Annotated in this window: 29 protein-coding genes; 11 read left to right on the plus strand and 18 right to left on the minus strand. The window is 71.6% G+C overall.

Going from position 1 to position 26,638, the window contains the following annotated elements; all coding sequences use genetic code 11:
* Window positions 1–275 precede the first annotated feature (275 nt).
* Entirely contained in the window at window positions 276–1,208 is a 933-nt protein-coding gene (locus tag VM938_04960; protein HVF74376.1) for a hypothetical protein, read from the plus strand.
* Entirely contained in the window at window positions 1,195–4,275 is a 3,081-nt protein-coding gene (locus VM938_04965) for a peptidase domain-containing ABC transporter (GenBank protein HVF74377.1), read from the plus strand. The genes VM938_04960 and VM938_04965 overlap by 14 nt, the downstream gene beginning before the upstream one ends.
* Here the strand turns inward: VM938_04965 and VM938_04970 are convergent.
* From VM938_04970 to VM938_05000, 7 genes are all read right to left on the minus strand, one after another.
* Window positions 4,220–5,044 carry a hypothetical protein gene (locus tag VM938_04970; GenBank protein HVF74378.1) on the minus strand — a complete coding sequence of 275 codons (825 nt, stop codon included), beginning with the start codon at window positions 5,042–5,044 and terminating at the stop codon, window positions 4,220–4,222. The two genes, VM938_04965 and VM938_04970, sit on opposite strands and share 56 nt — an antisense overlap.
* Complete coding sequence (locus tag VM938_04975; GenBank protein HVF74379.1) at window positions 5,041–5,634, minus strand: hypothetical protein; 594 nt, start codon at window positions 5,632–5,634, stop codon at window positions 5,041–5,043. Before VM938_04975 ends, VM938_04970 begins: the two co-directional genes overlap by 4 nt.
* Complete coding sequence (locus tag VM938_04980) at window positions 5,634–6,146, minus strand: HNH endonuclease (GenBank protein ID HVF74380.1); 513 nt, start codon at window positions 6,144–6,146, stop codon at window positions 5,634–5,636. The genes VM938_04975 and VM938_04980 overlap by 1 nt, the downstream gene beginning before the upstream one ends.
* Window positions 6,147–6,203: 57 nt before the next feature.
* Window positions 6,204–6,449, minus strand: coding sequence for a hypothetical protein (locus VM938_04985; protein ID HVF74381.1), 246 nt, complete (start codon window positions 6,447–6,449; stop codon window positions 6,204–6,206).
* A 43-nt stretch (window positions 6,450–6,492) separates the two neighbouring features.
* Window positions 6,493–7,743 (minus strand): acyl-CoA dehydrogenase, encoded by a 1,251-nt coding sequence (locus VM938_04990; protein ID HVF74382.1) that lies wholly within the window; start codon window positions 7,741–7,743, stop codon window positions 6,493–6,495.
* 51 nt (window positions 7,744–7,794) lie between these two features.
* Entirely contained in the window at window positions 7,795–8,334 is a 540-nt protein-coding gene (locus VM938_04995) for a hypothetical protein (protein HVF74383.1), read from the minus strand.
* Window positions 8,335–8,410: 76 nt separating this feature from the next.
* A complete protein-coding gene (locus tag VM938_05000) occupies window positions 8,411–9,259 on the minus strand; it encodes an ROK family protein (GenBank protein HVF74384.1) in 849 nt (282 codons plus the stop codon).
* Window positions 9,260–9,330: 71 nt separating this feature from the next.
* Here VM938_05000 and VM938_05005 point away from each other — a divergent pair, with 71 nt between their 5' ends.
* From VM938_05005 to VM938_05015, 3 genes are read left to right on the plus strand one after another with little or no spacing between them, the layout of a single operon-like run.
* Window positions 9,331–10,305, plus strand: coding sequence for a MoxR family ATPase (locus VM938_05005; protein HVF74385.1), 975 nt, complete (start codon window positions 9,331–9,333; stop codon window positions 10,303–10,305).
* 4 nt (window positions 10,306–10,309) lie between these two features.
* Window positions 10,310–11,539, plus strand: a complete 1,230-nt coding sequence (locus VM938_05010) for a DUF58 domain-containing protein (protein HVF74386.1) — start codon at window positions 10,310–10,312, stop codon at window positions 11,537–11,539.
* Window positions 11,536–13,866, plus strand: a complete 2,331-nt coding sequence (locus VM938_05015; GenBank protein ID HVF74387.1) for a DUF3488 and transglutaminase-like domain-containing protein — start codon at window positions 11,536–11,538, stop codon at window positions 13,864–13,866. The genes VM938_05010 and VM938_05015 overlap by 4 nt, the downstream gene beginning before the upstream one ends.
* 4 nt (window positions 13,867–13,870) lie before the next feature.
* Here the strand turns inward: VM938_05015 and VM938_05020 are convergent, their stop codons facing one another.
* The 3 genes from VM938_05020 to VM938_05030 form a co-directional block, all read right to left on the minus strand.
* Window positions 13,871–14,248 carry a DUF3040 domain-containing protein gene (locus tag VM938_05020; GenBank protein ID HVF74388.1) on the minus strand — a complete coding sequence of 126 codons (378 nt, stop codon included), beginning with the start codon at window positions 14,246–14,248 and terminating at the stop codon, window positions 13,871–13,873.
* Between the two features lie 108 nt (window positions 14,249–14,356).
* On the minus strand, window positions 14,357–15,616 hold the full coding sequence (locus VM938_05025; protein HVF74389.1) for a DNA polymerase IV: 1,260 nt from the start codon (window positions 15,614–15,616) through the stop codon (window positions 14,357–14,359).
* Window positions 15,613–16,104 (minus strand): NUDIX hydrolase, encoded by a 492-nt coding sequence (locus VM938_05030; GenBank protein ID HVF74390.1) that lies wholly within the window; start codon window positions 16,102–16,104, stop codon window positions 15,613–15,615. The genes VM938_05025 and VM938_05030 overlap by 4 nt, the downstream gene beginning before the upstream one ends.
* On the opposite strand from VM938_05030, the gene VM938_05035 reads away from it, so the two are divergent.
* Window positions 16,103–16,603, plus strand: coding sequence for a YbaK/EbsC family protein (locus VM938_05035; GenBank protein ID HVF74391.1), 501 nt, complete (start codon window positions 16,103–16,105; stop codon window positions 16,601–16,603). The genes VM938_05030 and VM938_05035 overlap by 2 nt on opposite strands.
* Here the strand turns inward: VM938_05035 and VM938_05040 are convergent.
* Window positions 16,593–17,042, minus strand: a complete 450-nt coding sequence (locus VM938_05040) for an SRPBCC family protein (GenBank protein HVF74392.1) — start codon at window positions 17,040–17,042, stop codon at window positions 16,593–16,595. The genes VM938_05035 and VM938_05040 overlap by 11 nt on opposite strands.
* Window positions 17,043–17,073: 31 nt before the next feature.
* Here VM938_05040 and VM938_05045 point away from each other — a divergent pair, with 31 nt between their 5' ends.
* Window positions 17,074–17,355, plus strand: coding sequence for a hypothetical protein (locus tag VM938_05045; GenBank protein HVF74393.1), 282 nt, complete (start codon window positions 17,074–17,076; stop codon window positions 17,353–17,355).
* A 6-nt stretch (window positions 17,356–17,361) separates the two neighbouring features.
* On the opposite strand, the gene VM938_05050 is transcribed toward VM938_05045, so the two are convergent.
* Both VM938_05050 and VM938_05055 read right to left on the minus strand, forming a co-directional pair.
* Window positions 17,362–17,697 carry a DUF4190 domain-containing protein gene (locus tag VM938_05050; protein ID HVF74394.1) on the minus strand — a complete coding sequence of 112 codons (336 nt, stop codon included), beginning with the start codon at window positions 17,695–17,697 and terminating at the stop codon, window positions 17,362–17,364.
* Between the two features lie 2 nt (window positions 17,698–17,699).
* Window positions 17,700–18,410, minus strand: a complete 711-nt coding sequence (locus VM938_05055; GenBank protein HVF74395.1) for a PIG-L family deacetylase — start codon at window positions 18,408–18,410, stop codon at window positions 17,700–17,702.
* 24 nt (window positions 18,411–18,434) lie between these two features.
* Between VM938_05055 and VM938_05060 the strand changes: the two genes are divergently transcribed.
* Window positions 18,435–19,937 (plus strand): adenylate/guanylate cyclase domain-containing protein, encoded by a 1,503-nt coding sequence (locus tag VM938_05060; GenBank protein HVF74396.1) that lies wholly within the window; start codon window positions 18,435–18,437, stop codon window positions 19,935–19,937.
* Window position 19,938: 1 nt separating this feature from the next.
* On the opposite strand, the gene VM938_05065 is transcribed toward VM938_05060, so the two are convergent.
* Entirely contained in the window at window positions 19,939–20,952 is a 1,014-nt protein-coding gene (locus VM938_05065; protein ID HVF74397.1) for a GntG family PLP-dependent aldolase, read from the minus strand.
* Between the two features lie 23 nt (window positions 20,953–20,975).
* Here VM938_05065 and VM938_05070 point away from each other — a divergent pair, with 23 nt between their 5' ends.
* Entirely contained in the window at window positions 20,976–21,770 is a 795-nt protein-coding gene (locus VM938_05070) for an inositol monophosphatase family protein (GenBank protein ID HVF74398.1), read from the plus strand.
* On the opposite strand, the gene VM938_05075 is transcribed toward VM938_05070, so the two are convergent.
* The gene (locus tag VM938_05075; GenBank protein HVF74399.1) at window positions 21,745–22,584 is read right to left on the minus strand and encodes an SDR family oxidoreductase; all 840 of its coding nucleotides are present in this window, start codon (window positions 22,582–22,584) and stop codon (window positions 21,745–21,747) included. The two genes, VM938_05070 and VM938_05075, sit on opposite strands and share 26 nt — an antisense overlap.
* Window positions 22,585–22,623: 39 nt before the next feature.
* The gene (locus tag VM938_05080; protein HVF74400.1) at window positions 22,624–23,655 is read right to left on the minus strand and encodes a 6-phosphofructokinase; all 1,032 of its coding nucleotides are present in this window, start codon (window positions 23,653–23,655) and stop codon (window positions 22,624–22,626) included.
* Window positions 23,656–23,721: 66 nt separating this feature from the next.
* Here VM938_05080 and VM938_05085 point away from each other — a divergent pair, with 66 nt between their 5' ends.
* On the plus strand, window positions 23,722–24,747 hold the full coding sequence (locus VM938_05085) for a septal ring lytic transglycosylase RlpA family protein (protein ID HVF74401.1): 1,026 nt from the start codon (window positions 23,722–23,724) through the stop codon (window positions 24,745–24,747).
* 6 nt (window positions 24,748–24,753) lie between these two features.
* Here VM938_05085 and nrdR read toward each other — a convergent pair whose 3' ends face one another.
* Together nrdR and VM938_05095 are read right to left on the minus strand one after the other, a co-directional pair.
* On the minus strand, window positions 24,754–25,224 hold the full coding sequence (gene nrdR, locus VM938_05090; protein ID HVF74402.1) for a transcriptional regulator NrdR: 471 nt from the start codon (window positions 25,222–25,224) through the stop codon (window positions 24,754–24,756).
* A gap of 31 nt (window positions 25,225–25,255) precedes the next feature.
* Entirely contained in the window at window positions 25,256–25,495 is a 240-nt protein-coding gene (locus VM938_05095) for a LysM domain-containing protein (GenBank protein ID HVF74403.1), read from the minus strand.
* A 390-nt stretch (window positions 25,496–25,885) separates the two neighbouring features.
* Between VM938_05095 and lexA the strand changes: the two genes are divergently transcribed.
* Window positions 25,886–26,515, plus strand: a complete 630-nt coding sequence (gene lexA, locus VM938_05100; protein ID HVF74404.1) for a transcriptional repressor LexA — start codon at window positions 25,886–25,888, stop codon at window positions 26,513–26,515.
* The last annotated feature ends 123 nt before the right edge of the window (window positions 26,516–26,638 follow it).

Genomic DNA, 26,638 nt, shown 5'->3' on the forward strand with positions numbered 1-26,638 from the left:
CACCGGTGACGTCCTCGGCTTCCTCGGCCTCGACGTCGAGGTCGTCGACGCCTGCGCCTTCGGAGGCGTCGCTCACTCGCCGCCCTCGCACGGGTCGGCCCTGCGACCGCCGGTCACGTCGCCCGCCTCGTCCTCGGTGGCGTCGAGGTCCTCGATGCCTGCGCCCTCGTCGATCGGTTCTGTCGTCATGGCCGTTACCTCTTTCGTCGGGATTGTCGCTCGCTGAGCCTGACATCGAAGCCCGGCACCGTCAACGGGCGCGACGATGGGGCTCGATGACCGCTTCCCCGTGGGCACTGCCCGCTTTCGCCGTGGGCAAACGCCCCTATTCGTGGGACGACGTGGCCGCCTTCGCCCGCCGCGACGGCCGGTGGCAACAGTTGGTGCGGGAGGTGCACGAGGGCCTGGCCTGCCGCAAGGCGGGCCACGCGGCCGAGCCCGCGGCGGTGAAGCAGGCGGCCGTCGACTTTCGCTACCGACGGCGGCTCATCACCGGCGAGGAGACCGAGGCGTGGCTGCGGGTACGCCACGTCGAGGTGGGCGAATGGATGGACTGCATGCGCCGCGCCGTGCTGCGGGCCGACCACCCCGGCATCGGCAGCACCGAGGCCGTCGCCTACGACGAGGTAGAGCCGCTGCTGTGGGCCACCGGGCGCTGCCGCGGCCTGCTCGACGACTTCGCCGTGGCCTTGGCCCACCGGGTAGCCGCTCACATGCGCCTCACCGACAGCCTGCCCGCCACCGACGACGACATCGACAGCGCCCTCGACCGCTTCCGGGCGACGGTGGTGACGGCGGCCACCGTGCGGGAAGAGGTGGCCCGCCGCCAACTCGACTGGCTCGCCGTGGCCCGAGAAGAGGCCCGCTTCGCCACCGACGACGCGGCACGGGAAGCGGTGCTGTCGGTGCGCGACGACGGGCTCACCCTCTCCGAGGTGTGCGAGCTGGCCGAGGTGCCGCTGGTGCGCCGCACCACCTTGTTGGAGGAAGTCGACGAGCCCTTGCGCCCGTCGGTGCTCGGCGCCCGCCCCGGCGAGCTGGTGGGGCCGTTGCCGGTGGAGGGCGGGTTTGCCGTCGCCCTTGTCGAATCAAAGGTGGTGCCCTCGGTCGACGATCCCGACATCCGGCGCCGCGCCGCCGAGGCCACAGTGGCCGCTGCCCTGCGGCGCGAGGTGGAAGCACGGGTGCAGTGGCATGACGGCCACTGAGTCGAGCGGCGACGTCCTCCAGTCGCTGCCGCTGCTCGCCTTCCTCGCACCCGAGGTGCGCGACTTGGTGGCAGCCAGCTTCGTGTCGGTGTCGTTCCCCTTCGGCACCGTGGTCTTCGCCGAGGGTGACGCCGGCGATGCCCTCTACGTGGTGACCAAGGGCCGGGCGCGTGTGCTGAAGTCGGGCGAGCAGGGCGAGGTGTCGCTCAGCGTGCTCGGCCCCGGCGACAGCTTCGGGGAAACGGCGCTGCTCACCGGCGAACCCCGCAGCGCCACCGTGCGCGCCGGCAGCCGGCTCGACGCCCTGCGCCTCGACGCGGGCGTCTTCCGGGCGCTCACGGCCCGCGACCCGCGCATCGCCGAATCGTTCGAACTGGCCATGCGCCGCCATGCCCTGGGCGACCTGCTGCGGCTGTCGTCGCCCTTCGCCGGGCTGTCGACCGGCGGGCTGGCCGACCTGCTCCGTGAGCTGCGCCCGGTCGAGGTGACGGCGGGCGGGGTGGTCTGCAGGCAAGGCGACGAGGGCCGTTCGCTGCACATCGTGGAGGACGGCCGCTTGCGGGCCTTCCAGGTCGACGACGACGGCACCGAACGCGACATCGCCTTCCTCGGGGCGGGCGACGTGGTGGGCGAGCGCTCGTTGCTGACGGGCACGCCTGTGTCGGCCACCGTCGTGGCCCTGTCGGACTGCCGGCTGCTGTGCCTCGACCGCCACTCGTTCGCCCGCCTGCTCGACGAGCACCCCGACCTGCAGGAGAAGATCGCGGCGCGCGTGGCGCAGTACGACTACCGCCGCCACGCCCGGGTGCCGCTCGACTTCGGCGAGGAGCTGCTGCCCGCCGAGGCCGACGCCCCGCCCGACGACGACGCCGCCCCCTTCGACACCGGCGACGACGTGTTCGTGAAGCGGGGGCCGCGGCTGCGTCGTTTCCCCCACATCCGCCAGGTCGACGAAGCCGACTGCGGCGCTGCCGCGCTGGCCATGGTGTGCCGGCACTTCGGCGCCCGCGTCAGCTTGGCCCGGGTGCGCCAGGTGGTGGGCACCGGCATCGACGGCACCAGCCTGCGGGGACTGGCCCGGGGCGCGGAGGCGTTGGGCCTGGCCGCACGGGCGCTGAAGGTGTCGCGCCGCAACGTCGACGCCATGCCGCTGCCCGCCATCGTCCATTGGAAGGGCAACCATTGGGTCGTCGTCTTCGACCTCGACGGGACGCACGCCCGCATCGCCGACCCTGCCCTCGGCGTACGCCGCATCCCCCGGTCGGAGTTGGACGAGGCGTGGTCGGGCTACGCCGTGCTCTTCGCTCGCACCGACCGGGTGGACGAACTGGAGGCCAGCCCGTCGGGCTTCACGTGGTTGCGGCCCTTCGTGCGCAAGCACTGGAAGCCGATCGCGGGGGCCACCGCGCTGGCCATGGTCGTGAGCGCGCTGCAGTTGGCGCTGCCCGTCCTCATCTCCGTGGTGGTCGACCGGGTGTTGCCCCCGCGCGACTTCGGCTTGCTGCAGGTGCTCGTGCTGGCCATGAGCGCGGTGCTGGTGGTGAGCGTCTTGGCGTCGTACGTGCAGCGCCTCGTCCTCGCCCGCGCTGCGGTGAGCATGGACGCCGAGACGCTCGACTTCGTGGCGGGCAAGATGCTGGCGCTGCCGATGAAGTACTTCTACGCGCGGCGCACCGGCGACCTCCAGCGCCGCCTGATCGGCATGCGCCAGGTGCGCCAGTTCCTCGTGCAGCACTCGGTGAGCGCCATCACCGCCGCCGTGCAGTTGGTGGTGGCCACCGCCCTGATGTTCGCCTACAGCCGCGTGCTCGCCCTGCTGTTCGTGGCCGCCGTGCCGTTGTACGTGGCCCTCATGCGCTTCGCCGTGCGCCGCATCCGCCCATTGGCCGACAGCCTGGAGGAGGCCTACAGCGCTTACCACTCGTTGCAGGTCGACGCCGTCAAGGGCATCGAGACGGTCAAGGCGCTGGGCGGGGAGGACGCCCTGCGGCGAGCCATGGTGCGGGAGTACAGCGGGCTGGCCCAGCGCCAGCTCAAGGCCGACATGGCGAACATGGCCTACGACGGCGCCGTGCAGGCCATCACCTTCGTGTCGCTGGTGGCCTTCCTGTGGTTCGGCTCGCTGCGGGTGCTCGACGGGTCGTTGACCATCGGCGGGTTGGTGTCGTTCAGCACCCTGCTGGTGCTGGCCAACGGTCCCATCGTGATCCTGCTGGCGCTGTGGGACGACCTGCAGGTGGCCTCGGTGCTGTTGTCGCGGCTGAGCGACATCTTCGAGGAGGAACCCGAGCAGGGCGAGGACCGGTCGCGGCTGCGGCCGGTGCCGTCGTTGGCCGGACGGGTCCGGCTCGACGGCGTGAGCTTCGCCTACGGCGGCTCCGACGCCCCGCCGATCCTGGCCGACGTGAGCTTCGACGTGCCCGCGGGCACGACCGTGGCCATCGTGGGCCGCAGCGGCTCGGGCAAGACCACCTTGGTCAAGTGCCTGGCCGGGTTGGTGGAGCCGACGGCGGGCACCATCTCCTACGACGGCGTCGACATGCGCGAGCTCGACCACCGGGAACTGCGGCGCCACATCGGGGTGGTGCTGCAGGAGAGCTTCCTGTTCGCCGACACCCTGGCCGCCAACATCGCCTTCGGCGAGGACACCCCTGACATGGCCCGGGTGGTGCGAGCGGCCACCGTGGCCAGCGCCCACGACTTCATCACACGGCTGCCGCTGGGCTACGAGACCAAGGTGGGCGAGAGCGGCCTGCTGCTGTCGGGCGGCCAGCGCCAGCGCGTCGCCATCGCCCGGGCGGTGTACCACGAGCCGCCGGTCCTGCTCTTCGACGAGGCCACCAGCTCGCTCGACACCGAGGCCGAACGGGCCGTGCAGGAGAACATGGACCGCCTGCTGGAACGGCGCACGTCGTTCGTCATCGCCCACCGGCTCTCCACCATCCGCAACGCGGATCTCATCCTCGTGCTGGAGCGGGGGCGCTTGGTGGAGCAGGGCACCCACGACGAGCTCATGGCTGCGAAGGGGCTGTACTTCTACCTCTCGAGCCAACAGCTCGACTTGTAGCCAGCACGGCGCCGACGGCGTCGACGGCGACGAACACCAACCGGGCCAGCAGTGCCGCGGCCGCTCCTGCACCGGCGGGCAGGCCCGCAAGAGCGACGAAGGCGGCCTCGCGCACGCCCACGCCCGCGGGGACGGGGCCGGCCACGAATCCGGCCAACCACGACGCCGCCGTGGCGGCCACGACGCGCACGGGCTCGGCGGTGGGATCGACGGCGCGCGCCACGGCCCACGTCGCCGTGCCGATGAGGGCCCACGCAGGCAGGTACTGAGCGGCGACGCGGGCGCGTGGGTGCAGCAGGACGAGCGCGGCCACGGCGGTCAGCAGCGGGTGCACGAGGGCGAGGGCGACAGCAGCGGCCGCCGCGTAGACGGCGATGAGCGAGATGAGGACGCTGCGGTAGGCGGCCTTGCGCTCCACGCCTCGGCGCACGGCGTGCTCGGCCCGACCCACCACCGGCCAGATACCACCGGGCACGTACTTGCCGATCTCGCCCGCGAAGAAGGCGCCCACGAGCGGGGCGCCCGCGATGCGCGACCAGCCGAGGGCGACCACGACGATGCCCGTGGCGGCCGACGGCACGGCCAGCAGCAGCCACGCGAGCTCGGCGTCGGCCAGCGCCGCAGTCGCTGCCGACCAGTGGCGGGCGACCAGCGCGCCGAGGAAGCCAAGTCCCGCCAAGGCGAACCCGACGCTGACCAAGCGTTCTGGCACCGAGATCGCCGCCCCTGCGGGGCGATCTCGGTGCCAGAACCGGCGAGCGGCCGTCACGCGGGCAGGGAAGCGAAGAAGTCGGCCTCCAAGGTGTCGAGCCGGTCGCCCACCCCGACGGCGGCCTCGGCCAACTCGTCCACGGCCTCGGCGGGCAGGCCCAGGTGCGCCACCAACGGCCGGGGGTCCCAGGTGCGGTACACCGCGCACTGGAACAGCGCGCCGTCGCGCGTGCGGCGCTGGGAGATGCCCACGACCTTGCGCCCGCCGACGGCGACCTCGCCCGGTCCCATGCCGCCGAAGCAGACCTGCCGCGACCACCGCGTGCAGACCAGCCCGCCGTGGTGCACCTGGCCGCCCAGCAACTCGGCCCACACCTTGCCCAGCCACCAGAAGGCCCGGCCTACGTCGTCGTGCCACAACGGGTCGTGGCGAGGCACCACCACGTCGACCCACAAGGGGTCGCCGGGGGCGAGCAGCACCGCTCCCCCGCCGCTGCGCCGGCGCACGCCGTCACCATGCTGGGTGGAGCCGAGCACCACCGCCGTCTCCGTCACCTCGCACACGGTCACGGAGCGGTGCCCGTAGTCGACCTCGCGTGCGTGCAACTCACCGGCCGCGCCCCGCAGGCGCGCCAACGTCCAGTCCACTATGCGGATAGTTCGGAGCGGGAGACGTTCAGGTACTGCTCCCAGTCGGAGCGCACCGACCCGGTGGCGACCAGCGCCCACGCCCGTTCCCGCGGCGCTGTGGGCAGGCGGCGCAGGGTGAGGCCGGTCTCGTGGAGGAGGCGGTCCTCCTTGCGGGTGTTGCAGGGGCGGCAAGCGGCGACCACGTTCTCCCACGTGTGCTCGCCGCCCTTCGACTTGGGAATCACGTGGTCGATGTTCTCAGCCGCGGCGCCGCAGTACTGGCAGCGGTGCCCGTCGCGGGCGAAGACGGCCCGGCGGTTCAAGGCCACCCGGGCCTGGTAGGGCACCTTCACGAAGTATGTGAGGCGCACGACCGAGGGCTCGGGGAAGGCGGCACGCTCGGAGTGGAACTCGACGCCGGTGGCGTGGATCAACTCGGCCTTGGAGTCGAGCACCAGCAGCAGGGCCCGCCGGGTCGACACGACGCAGAGCGGCTCGTACGTCGCGTTGAGGATGAGCGCCCGCGACACCGCCAGAGCCCCTCTACCGCGCCTCTGTCCCTGGTGGCACCCGCATGAAGGAAAAGGCTACCGCAGCGCCCGTCGATAGCTCCTGCACCATTTCAGGTAGACGACCACGTCGTCGGGCTCGGGCCGATGGGCGTCGTCGCCGTACATGGTCTGGAGGCGGAAGGCCAGGTAGTCGGGGTCGGGCGTGGGCAGGAACGGCGGCCGCCGCCACCACCCCGGCGCCGCCAGCCGGAACAGTTGCACGACGGCGGTCCACCACAACTGCGGCCGCACCGCCACCGCCCCCACCACTCTGGAGTACATAGCGCTTCATTTTGACGCGCTATGTACTCGGGACGGGACTTGGCTAGCGGCGGACGGTCTCGTTCCAGGGGCCGGTGTCGGCCTTGGGCTCCTTGGGCAGCCCGAGGACCAGTTCGCCGATGATGTTGCGCTGCACCTGCGAGGTGCCCGCGTAGATCGTCCCCGCCCGGGCGTTGAGGAACGTGCCCACCCACGACGCCGAAGAGTTGGGCGCGCCGGGGTCGTCGGCCTGGAAGGCGTTCGTCGGTGCCTTGCCGGTCGGCACGAGCGCTTCGAGGCCGAGGATGTCGACGGCCAGCTCCGTCACTGTGCGGTGGTACTCGCTCCAGTAGAGCTTGGTGATGGCGGCCTCGGGGCCGACATGGCCGCCACCCAGCCAGGCGGTCAGCGCCCGCATGCCGAGGTAGCGCATGATCTCGACCTTGCTGTAGCACCAGGCCAGCCGCTGGCGGACGAGCGGGTCGCCCGCCTTGCCTCGATCGCGGGCCAGCTCCAGCAGCCGGTCGATCTCTGTGCGGAAGCGCACCGGCAGCACGGCGGCCGCCTCGCCCCGCTCGAAGCCCAACAGGGTCATGGCCACGGCCCAGCCGCCGTTGACCTCACCGACCACGTTCTCCTTGGGGGTGCGGGCGTCGGTGAAGAAGACCTCGTTGAACTCGGACTCGCCCGAGATCATCTGGATGGGCCGCACCTCGACGCCCGGCTGGTCCATGGGGCACAGCAGGAAGGTGATGCCGCGGTGCTTCGACGCCGTGGGGTCGGTGCGGCCGAGCACGAAGATCCAGTTCGCCAAGTGGCCGGCGGACGTCCAGATCTTCTGGCCGTTGATGACCCACTCGTCGCCGTCGAGCTCCGTCCGGCAGCCGAGGTTGGCCAGGTCGGACCCGGCGTTGGGCTCGGAGTAGCCCTGGCACCACACGTCGGCGCCCGAGAGGATGCGGGGCAGGAAGTGGCGCTTCTGCTCCTCGGTGCCCCACTGCACGATGGTGTTGCCGACCATCTGGATGGAGAAGACGTCGTTCATGGTGCCCTGGGGCACGCCCGCCTTGGCGAACTCCTCGGCCAGGATGACCTGCTCGAGCGGGCTCAGCCCGGCGCCGCCGTACTCCTGCGGCCACGACACGGCCAGGTAGCCGTTCTCGTAGAGGACTGTGCGCCACTCGGAACTGAAGCGGTCGGCGGCCTCTTTGTCGAGGGCCCCGATGCCCTGCCAGTCGGCGGGGAGGTGCTCGGCCAAGAAAGCCTGGACCTTCTCGCGGTAGGCCTCGGCTTCGGCGGAGTAACGAACGTCCATGTCGTAGACGTTACCGTTCGGTAACCGCCGAAGCCCAGCCCGTCATCTTCTCTACGGCACCCACTCGGACAGCATCACCGGGCAGTAGAACCAATAGCCGGTGTCCTCGCACACGAAGACGCCGCCGCCTGCGCCGCCCAGCGGACCGAACACGGGACCGTCGGCCCCGCCGAACAGGAACACGGCGAAGCAGTGCTGGAACGTGTACGACGAGTGGTGCTCGCACACCGACGGGATCAGGAAGACAGAAACGGCATCGCCCCAGGGAGCCGAATTGAAGGCGCCCCCGACGCCGCCCGCTTGGGCGCAGGTGTATGTCGAGCCCTCGTGCCAGCACAGATAGCCGTAGGCGCCACCGATGGCCCCGCTGGTCCCGTAGGCGTAGACGGCGGGGCTGCCGCCGATCTCGAACCGCTGTGTGTTGTCCGGGTGGATGCACACGGCGGCAGTAGGTGCTGTCGGCGTTGTCACGTCAAGGCTGATGCCCACGGTCTTCTGGCCCGCCACGACGAACGGCTTGGTGCACGATGTCGACACCGCCCCGGCGGGCGTGCTCACCCCCACGGCCACGGCCGCGATCGCTACAACCATCAGGATTCGGCGCATTTCTCTTCCCCCAGCACTTTGGAAACGGGTACGAACTCGCTGCATTCGACGGGTGACAGCGTCACCCCTGCTCCGTGTTCCGCCGGGCGACAGCGGCGGCACCGACCAGCGGCCCGTCCGCCCCCAGGCCCGCGGGCACGATGCGGGCGCCCCGGGAGAAGTCGAGCCGGCACAGCGCGTCGAGCTCGGCTTGGGCGGCGGCGAAGAACGGCTCGCCGAAGCCCAACGCCACCGAGCCGGCGACGACGGCCAGGCGCAGGTCCAACACGTTGCAGACGGACGCCACGGCTCGCCCCACCAACCGCCCCGTGCGCTCCACCACCGCAGGGCCTGCTTCGGCCGCAGGCCGGCCCGTCATGGCGGCGATGGCTGTGCCCGAGGCTTCCGCCTCCAGGCAACCGGCTGCGCCGCACGCGCACACGCGCCCGCCCGGCTCCACGATCAGGTGGCCGATGTGGCCGGCATTGCCCGAGGCCCCGTCGAGCAGCCGCCCGTTGAGGACGACGCCGCCACCGACGCCCGTCGACACCACCATGGCCAGGTAGTCGTCGACCCCCCGAGCGGCCCCGACCCAGCCCTCGCCCAGCGCCAGCGCCTTGGCGTCGTTGTCGACGAACACCGGCAGCCCGGTCAGCGCCGCCAACGACGAACGCAGCGGGAACGCCCGCCACGACGGGATGTTCAGCGGCGACACGGCCTCGCCACTCGACGTCATCGGCCCGCCGCACCCCACCCCGCATACCTGCGCGGCAGGTACGAGCGGAACCACCAGCGAAGCCAGCACGTCGTAGACGTTGGTCGACGGCGTCGGCGCCGAGCGGGCATCGAGCACCACCCCATCGGAGGTGACCAGGCCTGCAGCCAGCTTCGTGCCGCCGATGTCGACCGCCAGCACCACCGAGTCGTCCACGGCCCGAGTGTCTAGTCGTGGGCCGGCCGGTACGCTTGGCAAGCCTATTTGCGCGGAATGAGGAGACGGCGTTGGCCAGACAACGAGCGGCGGCCCGCAACCAGGCCGGGTTTGCCGAGGTGTTCGACGCCATCGTCGAGAACGTCGAGCGGGTCATTCAGGGCAAAGACGCCACAATCCGCCTGGCATTGGTGTGCATGGTGGCCGAAGGGCACCTCCTCATCGAAGACGTCCCGGGCGTGGGCAAGACCAGCCTGGCCAAGTCGTTGGCCGCCTCGCTGGGCGTCGACTGGCACCGCATCCAGTTCACCCCCGACCTGCTGCCCTCCGACGTCACCGGCGTCAACGTCTACAGCCGGGCCAAGGGCACCTTCGAGTTCCGCCCCGGCGGCATCTTCGCCAACGTGGTCCTCGGCGACGAGATCAACCGGGCCTCGCCCAAGACCCAGTCCGCCCTGCTGGAGGCCATGGAGGAGCAGCAGGTGACGGTCGACGCCACCACCTACTCGCTGCCCACGCCGTTCATGGTGATCGCCACCCAGAACCCCATCGAGCACGAGGGCACCTACCCGCTCCCGGAGAGCCAGCTCGACCGTTTCCTCATGCGCATCCGCATGGGCTACCCCGACCGCCGCTCCGAGATCGAGATGCTCGACACCCACGGCGGCGCCAGCGCCGTCGACGAGCTCGAACCGGTGGCCACCGGCAAAGACGTGGTGACGATGACATCGGTGGCCCGAGCCGTGCACGTGGCGCCCAGCATCAAGGGCTACCTCGTCGACCTGGCCGAGGCCACCCGCAAGCACAACAGCCTGGCCCTCGGCATCTCGCCCCGGGCCACCCTCGCCGTGCAGCGCGCTGCCCGCGCCCGGGCCGCCGCGGCAGGCCGGGAGTTCGTGACCCCCGACGACGTGAAGTCGGTCGCCGGGCCTGTCCTCGAACACCGCTTGGTGCTGACCCCCGAGGCCTCCATCGGCGGCATGGGCGCGGCCGAGGTGCTCGAGGAAGTGCTCGACGCCGTGCCCGTGCCCACCGGGAGGAGCTGAACCGGTGCTCACCCGGCGGGGGTGGCTGCTCGTCGCCGGCTCGGTCGTGCTCACCGTGGCCGGCCGCCTCCTGGGCCTGGCCGAGCTCTTCGCCCTGGCCGCCGCCGCCTTGGTCCTGGCCGTGACCGCCCTCGCCTACGTGCGCCTCACCACCTTCAAGCTGGAAGCCACCCGCGAGTTGCGTCCGCCCCGGGTGCACGCGGGCACCGCCAGTCGCGTGGAACTCACGGTGCGCAACGTGGCCTTCCGTCGCTCGCCTGTGCTGTCGGCCCGCGACCCGTTCGACAACGGCCGCCGCTGGGCCCGGTTGCTGCTGGCGCCGCTCGGCCCCGGCGAGACAGCCCGTGCCGCCTACCGCCTGCCCACCGACCGCCGAGGCGTGTTCGACTTGGGCCCGTTGCAGCTGCAGTTGTCCGACCCGTTCGGCCTGGCCCAGGCAACGACCGAGGCGGCGGCGCTCACCAAGCTCACGGTCTACCCCCACATCGACGACGTCGAGCCGCTGCCGCTCAGCCAGGGCAACGATCCCCACGCCGGGGCCGCTCGCCACAACGCCATCAGCCAGAGCGGCGAGGACTTCTACGGCTTGCGTGACTACGAGGAGGGCGACGACCTCCGTCGGGTGCACTGGGGCGCCACCGCCAAGCTCGACGAGCTGATGATCCGCCAGGAGGAGATGCCCTGGCAGGGCCGGGCCACCGTCCTGCTCGACCTGCGCAAGGGCGTGCACACGCCCGAGTCGCTGGAGATCGCCGTCTCGGCGGCGGCCTCGATCGTCAGCGCCTGTTACAAACGTCGGTCGCTCATCCGGTTGCTGGCCACCGACGGAATGGACTCCGGCTTCGCTGCGGGCCACGCCCACGTGGAGGCCGTGCTCGAGCACCTGGCCGGAGCCACCTTGGAACGGGGCGCCCACTTGGCTCCGTTCCTGGCCCGCCTGCGCCGCCAGGGCAACGGTGGCGCGTTGTCGGTGGTGACCACGGCGGCGGCCGACAACGCCGACCTCGACGGCATCGCCCGCCTCCGGGGCCGGTTCGGGTTGCTGTCGCTGGTGCTCATCGAGCGCAGCGCCTTCGAGCGCACGCCGCCCGGCCAGCGCCCCTCGCAACGCCCGCTCCCCCCGCTCAACATGGTGGCCCGCATCGGCGCGGGCAAGCCGTTCCCGGCCGCGTGGTCGGAAGCGCTGCAGACGGCCACGGGCCCGGCCCGGGCCGCCACGGGAGGTCGACGATGACGAGGACGACGTCGACGGCAACTGCGCCTGCGACCAGCCGCCAGGCCGACCCCACGGCGTCGGCCACCATCGCCCTCACCGTGCTCACCGTGGCCACGGCGGTGGGCATGGGCCGACTGTTCGAGAACCGCGACTTCCTCGTCCCCTTCCTGTCCGCTGCCCTCGTCGCCCACTGGCTGGCCTGGCTGAGCCGGCGCTACGACATCTCGCTGCCCGTCGCCCTGCCGCTGTCGCTGGTCGGCGTGCTGGTGGTGGCGGCGTGGACGATCTTCCCCCACACCACGGCCTTCGGCATCCCGTGGAGCGGCACCTTCAACGCCATCGTCGACGCGTGCCGGCTGGCATGGACCGACTTCGCCACCGTCGTGGCCCCCGCCCCGGCGAGCAAAGGCTTCCTGTTCGCAGGCGCCCTCGGCATCGGGGTCGCCGCCCTCCTGGCCGACTGGGCCGCCTTCCGGGTGCGGGCGGTGTTCGAGGCCGCCATCCCCTCGTTCACCTTGTTCGTGTTCACCGCTGTCCTGGGGGCCGACGACTACCGGGGCCTCTCGGTCGCCGCCTACCTGGCTGCCTTGTTCCTGTTCCTGCTCGTGCACCAAGCGGGCATGGCCACGGAGTCGGCATCGTGGTTCGCCAGCCGGGCCAAGGGGGGCATGGGCGCCCTGCTGCAAGGGGGTGCGCTGCTCGGCACCGTGGCCATCGTCGCCGCCTTGGTGCTCGGCCCCAACCTGCCGGGCAGCGACGCCGACCCGATCATCGCCTGGCGCGACGCCGACGGGTCGGGGCCGTCGAGTCGCACCACGGTCAGCCCCTTGGTCGACATCCGGGGCCGGCTGGTGGAGCAGTCCAACGTGGAGCTGTTCACAGTGCGCTCGAACCAACCGGCGTACTGGCGGCTGACCTCGCTCAAGGAGTTCGACGGCAACATCTGGCAGTCGAAGGACAACTACCGCGACGTCGGGCGAGGCTTGCCGCAGGGCGTGCCCGTCACAGTCGAGCGAGCCACACTCACACAGGAGTTCACCATCACCGCCCTGTCGTCGATCTGGCTGCCCGCTGCCTACCGGCCTGCGCGCATCGAAGGCATCGACGCCAGCTTCAACGCGGACAGCGGCAGCCTCATCACCGACGCAGCCAGCACCGACGGCTTCACGTACACAGTCACGTCGGAGATGCCCCGCCCCACGGCCGCCCAGCTCGACGCCGCACCGCCGCTCACCGGCGACCGGCTGGACGAGTACCTGAAGCTGCCCAGCATCCCGGGCCGGGTGCAACGCCTGGCCGTCGACCTCACACGGAACCAGCCCACCGCCTACGACAAGGCCAAGGCCATGCAGGACTGGTTCCAGAAGAACTTCACCTACGACCTCAAAGCCCGCCCGGGCCACGACGGCCGGGCGCTGGAGCGGTTCCTGTTCGAGTCCCGGCGGGGCTACTGCGAGCAGTTCGCCGGAGCCTTCGCGGTGATGGCCCGCGCCATCGGCTTGCCCGCCCGGGTGGCAGTCGGGTTCACCCCGGGAGAGGTCGATTCCGAAGGCCGCTACCACGTGCGGGGCCTGAACGCCCACGCCTGGCCCGAGGTCTACATCGACGGCTACGGCTGGGTGTACTTCGAGGCGACGCCCGACCGGGGCATGCCGGGCGCCACCTGGACGCAGCTACCGCCCCAGCAGGCGCGGCTCGACAACCCGGCCGAGCCCGCGCCGATCACCACCACCACCACGGTCGCCCCGGCCGGCCCGGATGACAACACGCCCGCCACCACCCCCGAGGACGGCGAGACCGACGTCAGCACGTCGCCTGAGGCGCCCGATCGCTCCCCCCTGCGCAACCCTCTCGTGCAGGTCGTGGTGGCCGCCCTCGTCGTGGCGGCGGCGACGGCGATCGGGGTGCCGCTGCTCAAGCGTTCGCGCCGAGCCCGACGCCGGGCCGAGGCGGGCGACGTCAGCCGGCGGGTGCTGGTGGCCTGGACGGAGGCGGAAGAGGCACTGGCCTCGGTGGGAGCCGCCCGGCGGCCCTCGGAGACCATCGACGAGTACGCGGTGCGCGCCCCCAAGGCGGCCGCCCTGCCCGTCCCGGCCACCACCGCGCTGCACGAGCTGGCCCACGACACCACGATCGCCAGCTATGCGCCGACCACGCCCACGGCCGAGACGGTGCGCCGGGCCACGGCGTCGGCCGCCACCATCGAGCGGGCCTTGCAGGAGCGGTCGACCGTGCGCCAGCGGGTGTGGCGGGGCATCGACCCCCGTCCGTTGCTGCCCACCAGCGAACTGCGGGCCACGCGGGCGAGCTTGGTGTCGAGGGTGCGAAAGCGCTTGGGGCGCTAGCGGGTCAGCTCTCGTCTTTGCGGAAGCGGTCGCGCAGGCGGGTGCGGGTGTTGGTCATGGCGTCGCCGATGCCCTTGTCGCGCATCGACTGCGTCACCTGCTGCCACCCGGCCCGGCCCATCTTGCGCAAGTTGCGCTCGAAGACGAAGGCACTGCCCAGCATGGCGAGGAAACCGACCATGCCGAGGATGAGCGACGTGGCGAACGAGGCCACCAGCACCACCATGCCGACGATGAAGCCGGCCGCCGCGTACTTCAGGTTGCGCCCGGCGTGGCGGTAGAGCGTGGTCTCGCTGACCCCGCGGGCGAAGGCAGGGTCGTTCTCGTAGAAGCTCCGCTCGATCTCGTGGAGGATGCGCTGCTCGTCCTCTGAAAGCGGCACGGCCACTACCCCTTCGCCCGATTGCTTCCTGCCATCTTCGCGCACGCCTGACTGGTCGACAACGCGCCACTCCCGTGCCTTCCAGTCGTTTTCACGCCATTCACTGCTCTACCGGTCGCGTTTTCCTCGCGGTCCCCATTGCTGTTCCCCTTTTCGCTTGATTCGCAGTCCTTCTTCCTCGACCAAGGCGGCGGGACCGACGGCCCGGTCGCCGAACTTGTCGCGAATGGCGTCGACGGCCCGCGACGCCTCGTCCCACGCGGGCGAGGCGGCGTCTTCGAGGGTGAGCTGCCGGGCGGCCCCGGCCATGAGGTTCGACATGCTCACGCCGAGCAGGCGGATGCCAGGGGTGGAGTCGATCTGCTCGACGAGGGCGACGGCGGCCCGGGCGATCTCGGGGGCGGTGTCGACGGCGGCGGCGAAGGTGTGCGAGCGGGTAATCGTCGAGAAGTCGTGGAAGCGGACCTTCAGGGTCACCGTGCGCCCGGCCAGGCCGTTCTTGCGCAGGCGGGTGGCCACCGAGTCGGCCATGCGCACGGCCTCCCGGTGGAGGTCGTCGGCGTCGACGAGGTCGACGGCGTAGGTCTCCTCGTGGCCGATGCTCTTGGTGGGACGTACCGGTTCGACGGGGCGGGGGTCGCGTCCCCAGGCCAACTCGTGCAGGTGGTTGCCGTGGGCGGTCCCGATCGACGAGACGAGGGTCTGGCGGGGGACGGCCGCCAGGTCGCCGACGGTGCGCACGCCGAGCCGTCGCAACCGCTCCTCGGTGGCGGGGCCGACGCCCCACAGGGCGGTGACGGGGAGCGGGTGCAGGAAGTCGAGCTCTGTGCCCGGGCGGACGACGAGCACCCCGGGGCCGGGGACCTTGCCCTGCATGGTGGCCTTGGGCTTGGCCGCCTTGGAGGCCAGCTTGGCGATCAGCTTGGTGGTGGCCACGCCCACGGCACAGTCGAGGCCCAGATCGTCGGTGATGCGGCGGCGGACGGCATGGGCGATGGCCTCGCCTGAGCCGAACAATCGACGGGCGCCCGCCACGTCGAGGAAGGCCTCGTCGAGGGCGATGCCCTCCACCAGCGGGGTGAACGAGGCGAACACCTCGTGGATGCCGCGGGAGTACTCGGCGTAGGCGTCGAAGTCGCCGTGCAGGAAGACGGCGTGCGGGCACAGGCGCCGCGCCCGGACCGAGGGCATGGCCGAGGAGATCCCGTAGGCGCGGGCCTCGTAGGAGCAACTGGCGACCACGCCGCGGTCGCCTGCCCCGCCCACGATGACCGGCTTGCCCCGCAGTGTCGGGTCTCGCAGCATCTCGACCGACGCGTAGAAGGCGTCCATGTCGACGTGGAGGATGCTCGGCTCGGCCTCGCTCAAAGCCGCACGACCGACAGGCGCTGCCGGTCGGCGCCGTCGACCCGGTAGCGGTACGACCGGCTCTCCACCCACCGCTCGGCCAGCCAGGCGCCCAAGGGTTCGCGCACCCAGGGATGGCACGCCTCCAGGTGCCCGGCGCAGTCGCCCACGTCGACGAAGCGGGCGTCGACGACGATGCCGTCGGGGTCGTCGATGCGCAGGTCGCCTTCGTAGGCGACCGCTCGGTGGACCTCGACCCGCATGGTCCAGCCCATCTCGGCGGCCACCGCTTCCACCTCGTAGACCGGGCCCGTCCACTCGGTGACGCGGATGCCGGTCTCCTCTTCGACCTCGCGGGTGAGGCCGTCGCGCACCGACTCGCCGTCGGCCACCTCGATCACCCCGCCGGGCGGCGACCAGTCGAGCGAGCCGTCACGGCGGCGGTTCTGCACGAGCAGCAGGCCGTCCGGACCCTCCACCAGCCCCCCTGCGACGACCCATGCTCGCATGCCCCGAATTCTGGCAGTCTGCTCGGCCGTGCACCGCAACGTCGCCGCCTTCCTCGACGCCGCCTCGACCTTGGGGGTCGAGGTCTCGCCCCGGGAGTTCCCCGAGTCGACCCACACCGCCGCCGACGCGGCAGCCGCAGTAGGCGTGGAAGTCGGGCGCATCGTGAAATCGTTGGTGTTCTCCGTCGACGACGAGGTGGTCGTGGCCTTGGTCAGCGGCCCCAACCGACTCGACGAGCGCAAGCTGGCGGCTGTCGCGGGCGGCGCTCGGGCCGGGCGGGTCGACGCCGACGCGGCCCGGGCCGCCACCGGCTTCCCCATCGGCGGGGTGCCGCCGTTCGGGCACCGCAACAAGCTGCGGGTGTTCGTCGACGAGGCTTTGCTGGCCTACGACGAGGTGTGGGCGGCGGCGGGCATGCCCAACGTGAACTTCGCCGTTGCACCGGCCGAACTGGTGCGGGCCACCGACGGCGTCGTATGCGACCTCGCTAAGGACTGAGGGCGCGGCGGCGGAACTGCAGCACGCCGGTGGCCACCACCCAGTCCTGGCCCCGCTGGGCCAGCGGCCGCACGGCCCGGGCGGCGGGGCCGAACAAGGGGTGGCAGAAGTCGAGGGCCCACTGCAGCCGCAGGTCCGTGCCCTCGTCGGTGGGCGTCAGGTGGAGGGAGGCGCCGCCCGCCAGGTCGCCCCGCACAGCCACGTCGATCCGGCGGGCGGGGACCACGTCGAGCACCTCGACGGAGAAGTGGATGCCGAAGGGCACGACGGGGGCGCTGATGGCGCAGGTGGCCACCGTGCCCGGTGCCAGCGCCGGGGGCGACACGTCGAAGCGGCGCAGCCACGGCCACCAGCGGGGGTACTCGCGTGTGCGGTCGAGCACGGCCCACAGGTCTTCGGGCGGGAGGCGGAACCGCCACGTGCGGTCGAAGCGGAACATGGGTGCGTCCTCTCCTACGATGGCGCCGCTCATGCGTGCCGACGAACGACCGCTCTCCGCCCTCCCCTCCCCCCGGGCCCGCGCCCTGGCCTTCGGGGCCATCCTGCTGGCGGGGATCTGCGGGGCCCTCATCGGCTGGTCGTTCGTGCGCATCGGCTGCACCGAGAACTGCACGACCATCGGCGGCGCAGGCGCGGTGGTGGGCGGGCTGGTGGCAGGCGGCGGCGTGTCGGTTGTCGCCGTGCTCACCCTGCGGGCCATGGGCGAGTGGCGCACGATCAAAGAGGCGGAGCAACAGCCCCAGCCGGAGTAGCCCGCCCTAGATCGACATCACCATGGCGGCGAAGAAGAGGGCGGCGCCCACGACCACGCCGATGGTGCCGAGCACGATGGCCGCAACGGCCAAGCCCGCACCGCGCTCGTGCCGCTCGGCCAACTGCGCCTTGGCCGTGGCGCCGAGCACGACGGCGGCCGCCGAGGCGAGGCCTCCGAGCCACAGCACGGCGAGCACGAAGGCGATGACGGCCAAGCTGTTGGTCTCGCCTGCAGGCGACTGCCCCCCAGCCGGGTCGAGGTCGAGCCCGCCGCACGCCGGGCATGCCGTGGCTTCGTCCGGCACGAGCGACTCGCACCAGCGGCACATGCGCGCCGCCATCGTCAGTCGACCAACCGGAGCAGCCGGAACCCCTCGGCGTAGTCGACGCCGGCTTGGCGACCCGCTTCCTCGGCCCGCTGGCGCACCACCTGGCGCAGCCACTCCCCCGGCTCGCCCAGTTGGCTCTCGTGGCACATGAGGGCTTCGGCCTTGCGGTCGACGGCGTCGCTGATGTCGATCCAGGCATCGGGCTCCAGCGTGCCCGAGAGGTACACGGCCTCCACCTGGTGGGCGGCGCCTGCGTCGGGGAAGTAGTGGGGGCTGGCCGCTGCGGGCGCCACCGCGTCGAGCGTCGCCCACCCGAGCTCGCGGTGGTCGCGGTGGTTGAAGTAGCGCCGTCCGAAGAACACCGCAGTGGGGTCGGGGCACACGACGATCTCGGGGCGGATGTCGCGCACGATGCCCACGAGGGCGCGGCGTAGCTCGGCGGTGTTGTCGACCTCGCCGTCGGGGATGCCGAGCAGTTGGTGGCCGGCCAGGCCGAGCACGGCCGCCGCCGCGGCTGCTTCGGCCGCCCGGCGCTGCGCCAGCGCGGCCGGGTCGGCGGCGGGGTCGGACGACCCTTTGTCGCCTTGGCCGACGACGACGACGTGCACCTCGGCGCCCGCCGCCGCCCAGCGGGCGAGGGTCCCCCCGCAGGAGACCTCGGGGTCGTCGGGGTGGGCGTAGACGGCCAGCGCCCGCGCCGGCACGACGTCCACGAGGTCGGGCATGCGCCGGAGAGTACCGTCGGGCTCGTGCGCGCCGACGAATCGGGCATCGACGACCCGGAGGCCCTGGTGTGGACGACGCTCGGTCGCCTCGGCATGGCGAACCTGGTGGGGGCGTTGGGCGTGTTCGTCTACCTCGTTTGGCTGAGCCCGGACGCCGCCGGGGAATCCCAGCCCGACGACCACATCGTGGCCTACGTCGCCACGTTCGCCGTGTTCATGGCGCTGTCCATGGGCGACGGGTTCCGCCGTGGGCATCGACGCCTGCGGCGCTCGTTGGCGTGGCTGCTCGAAGGGCGGGCCCCGCATCCCTCGGAACGGGAACGGGTGCTGCAGACGCCATGGCGCCTCGTGCGTCCTGCGCTGGCGTACTGGATGTTGGCCCCGGTGCCGTTCGCCGTGCTCAACCTGCTCGTGCTCGACCGGCCGTGGCTGCCCACCGTTCGCAACTGGATCGGCATCCAGCTCGGCGGGCTCATCACCGGCGCGTTGGCGTTCCTGTTGGTGGAGCGCACGCTGCGGCCCGCCTTCGCCTTGGCGTTGGCGGGTGAGCCGCCCGCCCGTGAGCGCTACCTCGGCATCCGGCCCCGGCTGATGCTGTCGTGGGCGCTGGGCTCGGGAGTGCCGTTCCTGGCCATCTGCTTGTCGTTGGTCTTCGCCGGGCGCCAGGACATCCGGCTGCCGATGGCGTTCCTGTCGGTGAGCGGGTTGGTCATCGGCTGGCTGATCATGTTCATCGCGGCGCGGTCGGTGGCCGACCCGCTGGAGGCCATGCGGGGGGCGGTGCGGCGGGTCGGCGAAGGCGACCTCGACGTGGCCGTGCCGGTCGACGACGGCGGCGAAGTCGGGTTGCTGGAGGCGGGCTTCAACCGCATGGTGGCGGGGCTGCGCGAGGAACGGGAGTTGCGCGACCTGTTCGGCCGCCACGTGGGCGTGCAGGTGGCTCGCCAAGCCCTCGACCGCACCGGGCTGGGCGGCGAGCAACGGGCGGCGTCGGCGTTGTTCGTCGACCTCATCGGCTCCACGGCGCTGGCGCAGCGGCTGCCCGTGGCCGACGTGGTGGCCACCCTCAACGCCCTGTTCGGGGCGGTGGTGGCGACCGTCGAGGCGGAAGGCGGCTGGGTCAACAAGTTCGAAGGCGACGGGGCGTTGTGCGTGTTCGGCGCCCCCATCGACGAGCCGGATCACGCGGCCCGGGCATTGCGGGCGGCCCGGGCGCTGCACCAGTCGCTGGTGCGGCTGCGGGTCGAGTACCCGTCGCTCGACGCGGGCATCGGCGTGTCGTGCGGGTCGGTGGTGGCGGGGAACGTGGGCGCCGAGCAGCGCTACGAGTACACGGTGATCGGCGACCCGGTGAACGAGGCGGCCCGGCTGACCGAGCACGCCAAGCAGCGCGACTGCCGGGTGCTGGCGTCGGAGGCGGCGGTGACTGCCGGAGGCGAAGAAGCTCGGTGGTGGCGCCGAGCGGGCGAGTTCCCCATCCGGGGCCGGGCGTTGCCCACCGTCGCCTACGAGCCGGAGTTCGACTGACCTACGGAGCGGTGGCCACGGCCTTGCGGGCGCGCTCGATGCCGTCGTCGTCGATGTCGTGGTGCGTCACGAAACGCAGGACCCCGGGGGCGATGGTGCCTGCGGCGACGCCTTCGCTCGCGAGGTGAGCGAGGACGGCGTCGGGGTCGGCATGGTGCCAAGTGACGACGTTGGTGGCGATGCGGGCGGGGTCGCAGCCGCTGTCGGGCCAGCGTTCGGCCACGGCGTCGGCCAGGCGGCGGGCCCGGGCGTGGTCGTCGGCCAGCCGCTCGACCATGGCCTGGAGGGCGACGAGCCCGGCGGCGGCGATCACGCCCGCTTGGCGCATGCCGCCGCCGAGTCGTTGGCGCTCGCCGCGGGCGGCGTCGATCAGGTCGGCAGGGCCGGCGAGGACGGAGCCGACGGGGGCGCAGAGGCCCTTGGAGAGGCAGCACATGACGGTGGTGGCGTTGGCGGCGTAGTCGGCCGCGGTGATGCCGGTGGCGACTTCGGCGTTGAACAGGCGGGCGCCGTCGAGGTGGACGGGCAGGTCGCCGGCGGCGGCTCGGACGGCCCGCATGGCGTCGAGCGGCCATGGCGCGCCGTCGGCGGGCATGTGGGTGTTCTCGATGCAGACGAGGCTCGGGGTGGGCTGGTGGTGTGCTGCGGCGGCGATGGTGGCGGTGACGGCCGTGGGGTCGATGGTGCCGTCGTCGTCGTCGACGGTGGTGAACTGCACGCCCGCGTTGCGGCCCGCCGCGCCGTTCTCGTAGAGGACGATGTGCTGGCGCTTGCCGGCGATCACCGTGGTGCCCGCGGTCGTGAGCAGTCGGACGGCGAGCTGGTTGGCCATGGTGCCCGAGGGGACGTAGAGGGCGGCCTCCTTGCCGACCCGGGCGGCGAAGGCGTCCTGCAGGGCGTTGACGGTGGGGTCCTCGCCGTACACGTCGTCGCCGACCTCGGCGTCGGCCATGGCGCGGCGCATCTCGGGGGTGGGACGGGTGACGGTGTCGGAGCGGAGGTCGATCACGCCCATGCGGTCAGGCTAGACCTGCCGTGGTGGACGACCTGCAGCCCCTTCTGGAACTCGCCGTCGATGTCGCGCACCGGGCCGGTGCGCTGTTGCTCGACGGGCTCGACTCGGTGCGCACGACGGTCGAGACCAAGTCGACGCGCACCGACATGGTCACCGAGATGGACCGGGCCAGCGAGCGGCTGGTCGTCACCGCACTGCGGGAGGCGCGGCCCGACGACGCCCTGCTCGGCGAGGAAGGGACGTCGTCGGGCGGCACGTCGGGCGTGCGGTGGGTGGTCGACCCCCTCGACGGCACTACCAACTACCTGTACGGGTTTCCTGCATGGGCGGTGTCGGTGGCGGCCGAAGTCGAGGGGGCGTCGGCGGTGGGCGTGGTGCACGACCCGGTGCACGGCGAGACGTTCACCGCCGTGCGGGGGCAGGGCGCGTGGTGCAACGGCGAGCGGCTGGCGGTGGCGGGCGCACCCGACTTGGCCACTGCACTGGTGGGGACGGGGTTCTCCTACGACGCCGTGCGCCGGGGCGAACAGGCGGCGCTGCTGGCCCGGGTGCTGCCCGTGGTGCGCGACATCCGGCGGGCGGGGGCCGCGGCCCTGGACCTGTGCTGGGTGGGGCTGGGACGGCTCGACGCTTTCTTCGAACGGGGGCTGGCGCCGTGGGACTCCGCCGCCGGCTCGCTGGTGGCGGCCGAGGCCGGCGCCTTGGTCGAACAGTTGCCGGACGGGACGTGGGTGGCCGCTGCGCCCCAGTTGTTCGAGCCGTTGCGGGCCTTGCTGGCGGCGGCCGACGGCCTCAGAGGCCCAGGAACAGGCGAGTGACGCGGTCGCGGACGGCCGTGGGCGTGAAGGTGTTGGCGAAGGCCGCCATCTGGGCGTCGATGCCGACGAGGTAGCGGGCCCGGGGCGCACGGGAGTCGAGGGCCGAGGCGATGACCTTGGCCACGGTGGCGGGGTCGCCCATGACCGGCTCGGTCAGGCGGATGGCCTGCAGGCTGCGCCGGTAGGAGGAGGCGTAGCGGGTTCCCGCCTCCTCGCGTTTGGCCACGTCGCGTTCGGTGTCCTCCCAGATGCCGGTGCGGAAGCCGCCGGGCTCCACGAGCACGACGCGGATGTTGTCCTTGGCGACCTCCATGCGCAGGGCGTCGCTGGCCGCTTCGAGGGCGTGCTTGGCCGCCGTGTACCAGCCCGCGAAGGGGGCGGTGGCCCGGCCTGCGATCGACGAGATGTTGACGATGCGGCCACCGCCGTCCTCTCGCATGGCGGGCAGGGCAAGACGGGCGAGGCGCATGGGGGCCACGACCATCGTCTCGAGGATGTTGCGGGCTTCCTCGTCGGGCACGTCCTCGATGGCGCCAGTCACTGCGTAGCCGGCGTTGTTGACCAGGCCGTAGAGGCGCAGGCCTGCCAGCGCTTGTTCGCATTGGGCGGCGTCGGCGACGTCGAGCAGGACTGTCGACACCTCGACGCCCGCGTCGGCGGCCGCCTTTGCCACCAGTTCGGCCTTCTGCTCGGAGCGGACGGAGCCGATCGAGTGGTAGCCCCGCCGGGCCAGCTCGATGACCGTGGCCAGGCCGATGCCGGAGTTGGCGCCCGTGGTCAGGACCGAGCGCTGAGGTGTCGAAGCCGAAGCCATGACGCCATCGTGCCCCGCCGCCGGGCGGGGCATTCGGGGTCAGCCGAAGAAGGGGACGGCGACGTGCCGGAACAGCTCGGGGTCGACGGTCTTGAGCTCGGTGACGGCCTCGGCCAGCGGGACCCGGACGATGTCGCCCGCCCGCAGCGCCACCATGTGGCCGAAGGCGCCGTCGTGCACGGCCTCGATGGCGGCGATGCCGAAGCGGGTGGCCAGGACCCGGTCGAAGGCGGTGGGCGTGCCGCCTCGCTGGATGTGGCCGAGGATCGTCACCCGGGTCTCGAAGCCGGTGAGCGCTTCGATCTGCTCTGCCACCAGGTTGCCGATGCCGCCCAGGCGGACGTGGCCGAACTGGTCGACCTCCTTGGAAACCAGGGCCATCGTGCCCTCGGCGGGCTGGGCGCCCTCGGCCACCACGATGATGGAGGCGTAGCGGCCCTTGTCGTGACGATGCTTGATGCGCTCGGCGATCTCGTTGATGTCGAAGCGCTCCTCGGGGATGAGGATCTCGGCGGCCCCGCCGGCGATGCCCGCGTAGGTGGCGATCCAGCCGGCGTGGCGGCCCATGACCTCGCACACCATGACCCGGTCGTGGGACTCGGCGGTGGTGTGCAGGCGGTCGATGGCGTCGACGCAGATCTGGACGGCGGTGTGGAAGCCGAAGGTCAGCTCGGTGGCCGACAGGTCGTTGTCGATGGTCTTGGGGACGCCGACCACCTGCACGCCTTCGGCCGCCAGGTTGTTGGCCACCCCGAGCGTGTCCTCGCCGCCGATGGCGATGAGGGCGTCGAGGTTGTTGTCCTGAAAGCTCTGCTTGGCCCGCTCCACGCCGCCTTCGACCTTGAAGGGGTTGGTGCGCGACGAACCGAGGATGGTGCCGCCCTTGGGGAGGATGCCTCGGCAGCGCTCCACGTCGAGCGGCATGGTGCGGTTCTCGATGACGCCCTTCCAGCCGTCGGTGAAGCCGATGAGCTCGTCGCCGTACTCACGCTCACCCTTGCGGACGACGGCGCGGATCACCGCGTTGAGCCCGGGGCAGTCGCCCCCGCCGGTCAGGACCCCAACTCGCATCCGCCACCTCCAACTCGGTCGAAACCGCTCAAGCACACCCCGTTCGTGCGCCGACGAACCTTAGCGATGGGACGCGCCCTCGCCGCCATCGTGGCTGCGGCCCTCTTGCTCGCCGCCACGCCCAGCGCACCGGCATCCGCCGATGCGCGCTCCGAGCGCGCCACCCTGCTCGATCGCATCGCCGCGTTGACCGACGAGGTCGCCGACCACGAGGCCGATGTGGTGGCCGCCCAGTTCCGCCAGCAGGCCGCCGCCCAGCGGTTGGCCGACGTCCGAGCGCGGCTGCGTGAACGGGCCGTGGTCGCTTATATGAACGGGGGCCGCATCGGCGGGCCTGGCACCGGCCACGGGGCCCCAGCGGCCTATCTGGAGATCGCGGCAGCCAAGGAGCAGGCGCTCATCACCGGCCATCGCCAGGCTGCTGGAGCCGCCGAGGCCGAAGAACGGCGCGCCGAAGAGACCGCCGGCGACCACCGGCGGTTGGCCAAGGAGTTGGACGAGGCCCGCACCCGCCTCGACGCCACCATCGCTGCCGAAGACGCCCAGCGGGCGTTGGAGCAACGGCGGGCCGACGAAGCCCGGGCCAAGGCACAGGCCGCCCGTGAGGCGGAGTTGGCCGCAGCCCGGGGACGCGCTCGCGCCGGCACGAGCGCGCCCGAGGGCTACAGCCCCAGCCCGCTGGACCCCGATGCTCTGGTCCCCCGCCACCGCCGGGCCACGGAGCGGCAGCGAGAGATCATGAAGCAGTGGCCCTTCGGGCCCCTCCCTGCAGGCAATGCCCTCCCTGCCGGCCTGCGGGCGACCGGCACACGGGTGGAAGGCATTGCGTCCTGGTATGGCCCCGGATTCGACGGGCGCCCGACGGCAAGCGGGGCCATCTACGACCAGGAGGCGTTCACCGTGGCGAGCAAGGAGCTCCCGCTCGGCACCTTCCTCGTCGTGAGCAGAGGAGCAGCCCGCGTGCTCGTGCTCGTGAACGATCGTGGTCCCTATATCGAGGGACGAGTGTTGGACCTGAGTCACGCTGCGGCGACCGCGCTCGGGATCACGGGAATCGCCCCCGTGACCGCCGAGGTGGTCGTCCCCGGCTGAGGCGTTTCAGTCGGGCCGCTTCGGCTCCGTCGATTTTGTGAGCAGGCCCACCTCTCGCTCGAAGTCGCCAACGTCCTCAAAACCCTTGTAGACGCTGGCGAAGCGCAGGTAGGCGACGTCATCCAGGACCCGTAACCGCTCGAGGACGGCCAGGCCGATTTGTTGGCTGGTGAGCTCCGGCCCCTCCAGGCGTAGGGCTTCTTCTACTTCGGCGGCCAGCGCCTCGAGCTGGTCGTCCGACACCGGCCGGTTCTTGGCGGCAGCCCGAAGGCCGCCGACGATCTTGGCCCGATCGAAGGGGGAACGATGCCCCGATCGCTTCACGACGACAAGCGCGACCTCCTCGACTCGCTCGAACGTGGTGAAACGCCTGCTGCAGGTAAGGCACTCACGGCGCCGACGGATGGCTGCCCCGTCGTCGGCCAGGCGCGAGTCGACGACCTTGTCGTCGAGGCTCGCACACGATGGGCACCGCATGCCTGCGACGCTACTCCCGCCATGGCCCTGGTCACGGCAGCGTGATCCTCTCCCCCACCTGCAGCGCCGCACCCGACCGTTGCGCCGAGAGCTGGTGCACCAGACGGCGCACGTCGCCTTCAGGCTGGAGTCGCTGGGCGATCGTCCACAAGGTGTCGCCAGGCTGCACGACGTGCACCTGCTGGGTGATGAGCACCGGTGACGTCGGCTCGGGGGCGGAGAGGGGTCCGCCCCCCAGTGAGCCGACCACCACTCGCCCTGCGAGGAGCATCGTCAGGACGAGCGACCCCACCCCCACCCGACGGCGGCGGTAGCTCGCAGGAGTAACCCGCGGGCGCACCGGCACCCGGGCCGCGCCGACAGCGGGCCGGGTGCTCCTGCCTGCCTTCGGTAGACCCGGCATCGGGTACGCCACTGCAACCATCACCGAACTCCCATCTCGATCTCGCATGAGTTCGATCATGACGAGGGGGTGTGACAATGAACTGGGCCGATCGTGAGTCCACCGGTCCGCCCTCCCTCCGGCGAACACACGTTCGGCTCGTCTACCTAATCACGAACACTTGTTCCCGTCAAGAAAAAGTCGAACAGATGTTTGCCATCGGCCGGTCGCCGTGCTACTTTTTCCTCGAACACCTGTTCGCCAGTGAAGGGGCGTGGCATGGCTGATGTGCTGACCGGCAAGCGACGGGAAATCCTCGAGTTCATCGCGGAGCACCTGCGCGACCGCGGCTACCCACCGTCGGTGCGCGAGATCGGCGAAGCGGTGGGGCTGACCTCCTCCTCCACGGTCCACTCCCACCTGGGCACGCTGCAGCGCCTCGGGTACCTGCGCCGTGACCCGACGAAGCCCCGTGCCATCGAGGTGCGCTACGACCCGTCGAGCAGCACGCCCGTCGAGCGGCGGCCGGTGCAGCATGTGCCCTTGGTGGGCGACGTGGCTGCAGGCACCGATGTGCTGGCCGAGGAGAACATCGAGGAGTTGATGCCGCTGCCCGCCGACTTCACCGGCGACGGCCAGCTCTTCATGCTGCGGGTCCGCGGCGACTCGATGATCGACGTCGGCATCTTCGACGGCGACTACGTGGTGGCCCGCCAGCAGCCCGACGCCAAGAAGGGCGACGTCGTGGTCGCAGGCATCCCCGGCGACGAAGCCACGGTGAAGACGTTCTCGCGCAAGGGCAACAAGGTCGTCCTCCTCCCGGCCAACGAGCGCCTCGCGCCCATGGAGTTCGATCCGAAGGAGGTGACGATCTACGGCAAGGTCGTAACCGTTCTTCGCCGCCTCTGACCGCGCGGCGGCATTGGCGGGAAGGCCCGCGACAATGGGCACATGCGCCCGCTCAGGCTCGGCTTCCTCGTTGCTGCAGCCCTGGCCATGTCGTTGCCGACGCCTTCTGGTGCGGCAAACGAC

The sequence above is a fragment of the Acidimicrobiales bacterium genome (assembly GCA_035536915.1).
Taxonomy (GTDB): Bacteria; Actinomycetota; Acidimicrobiia; order Acidimicrobiales; family JAHWLA01; genus JAHWLA01.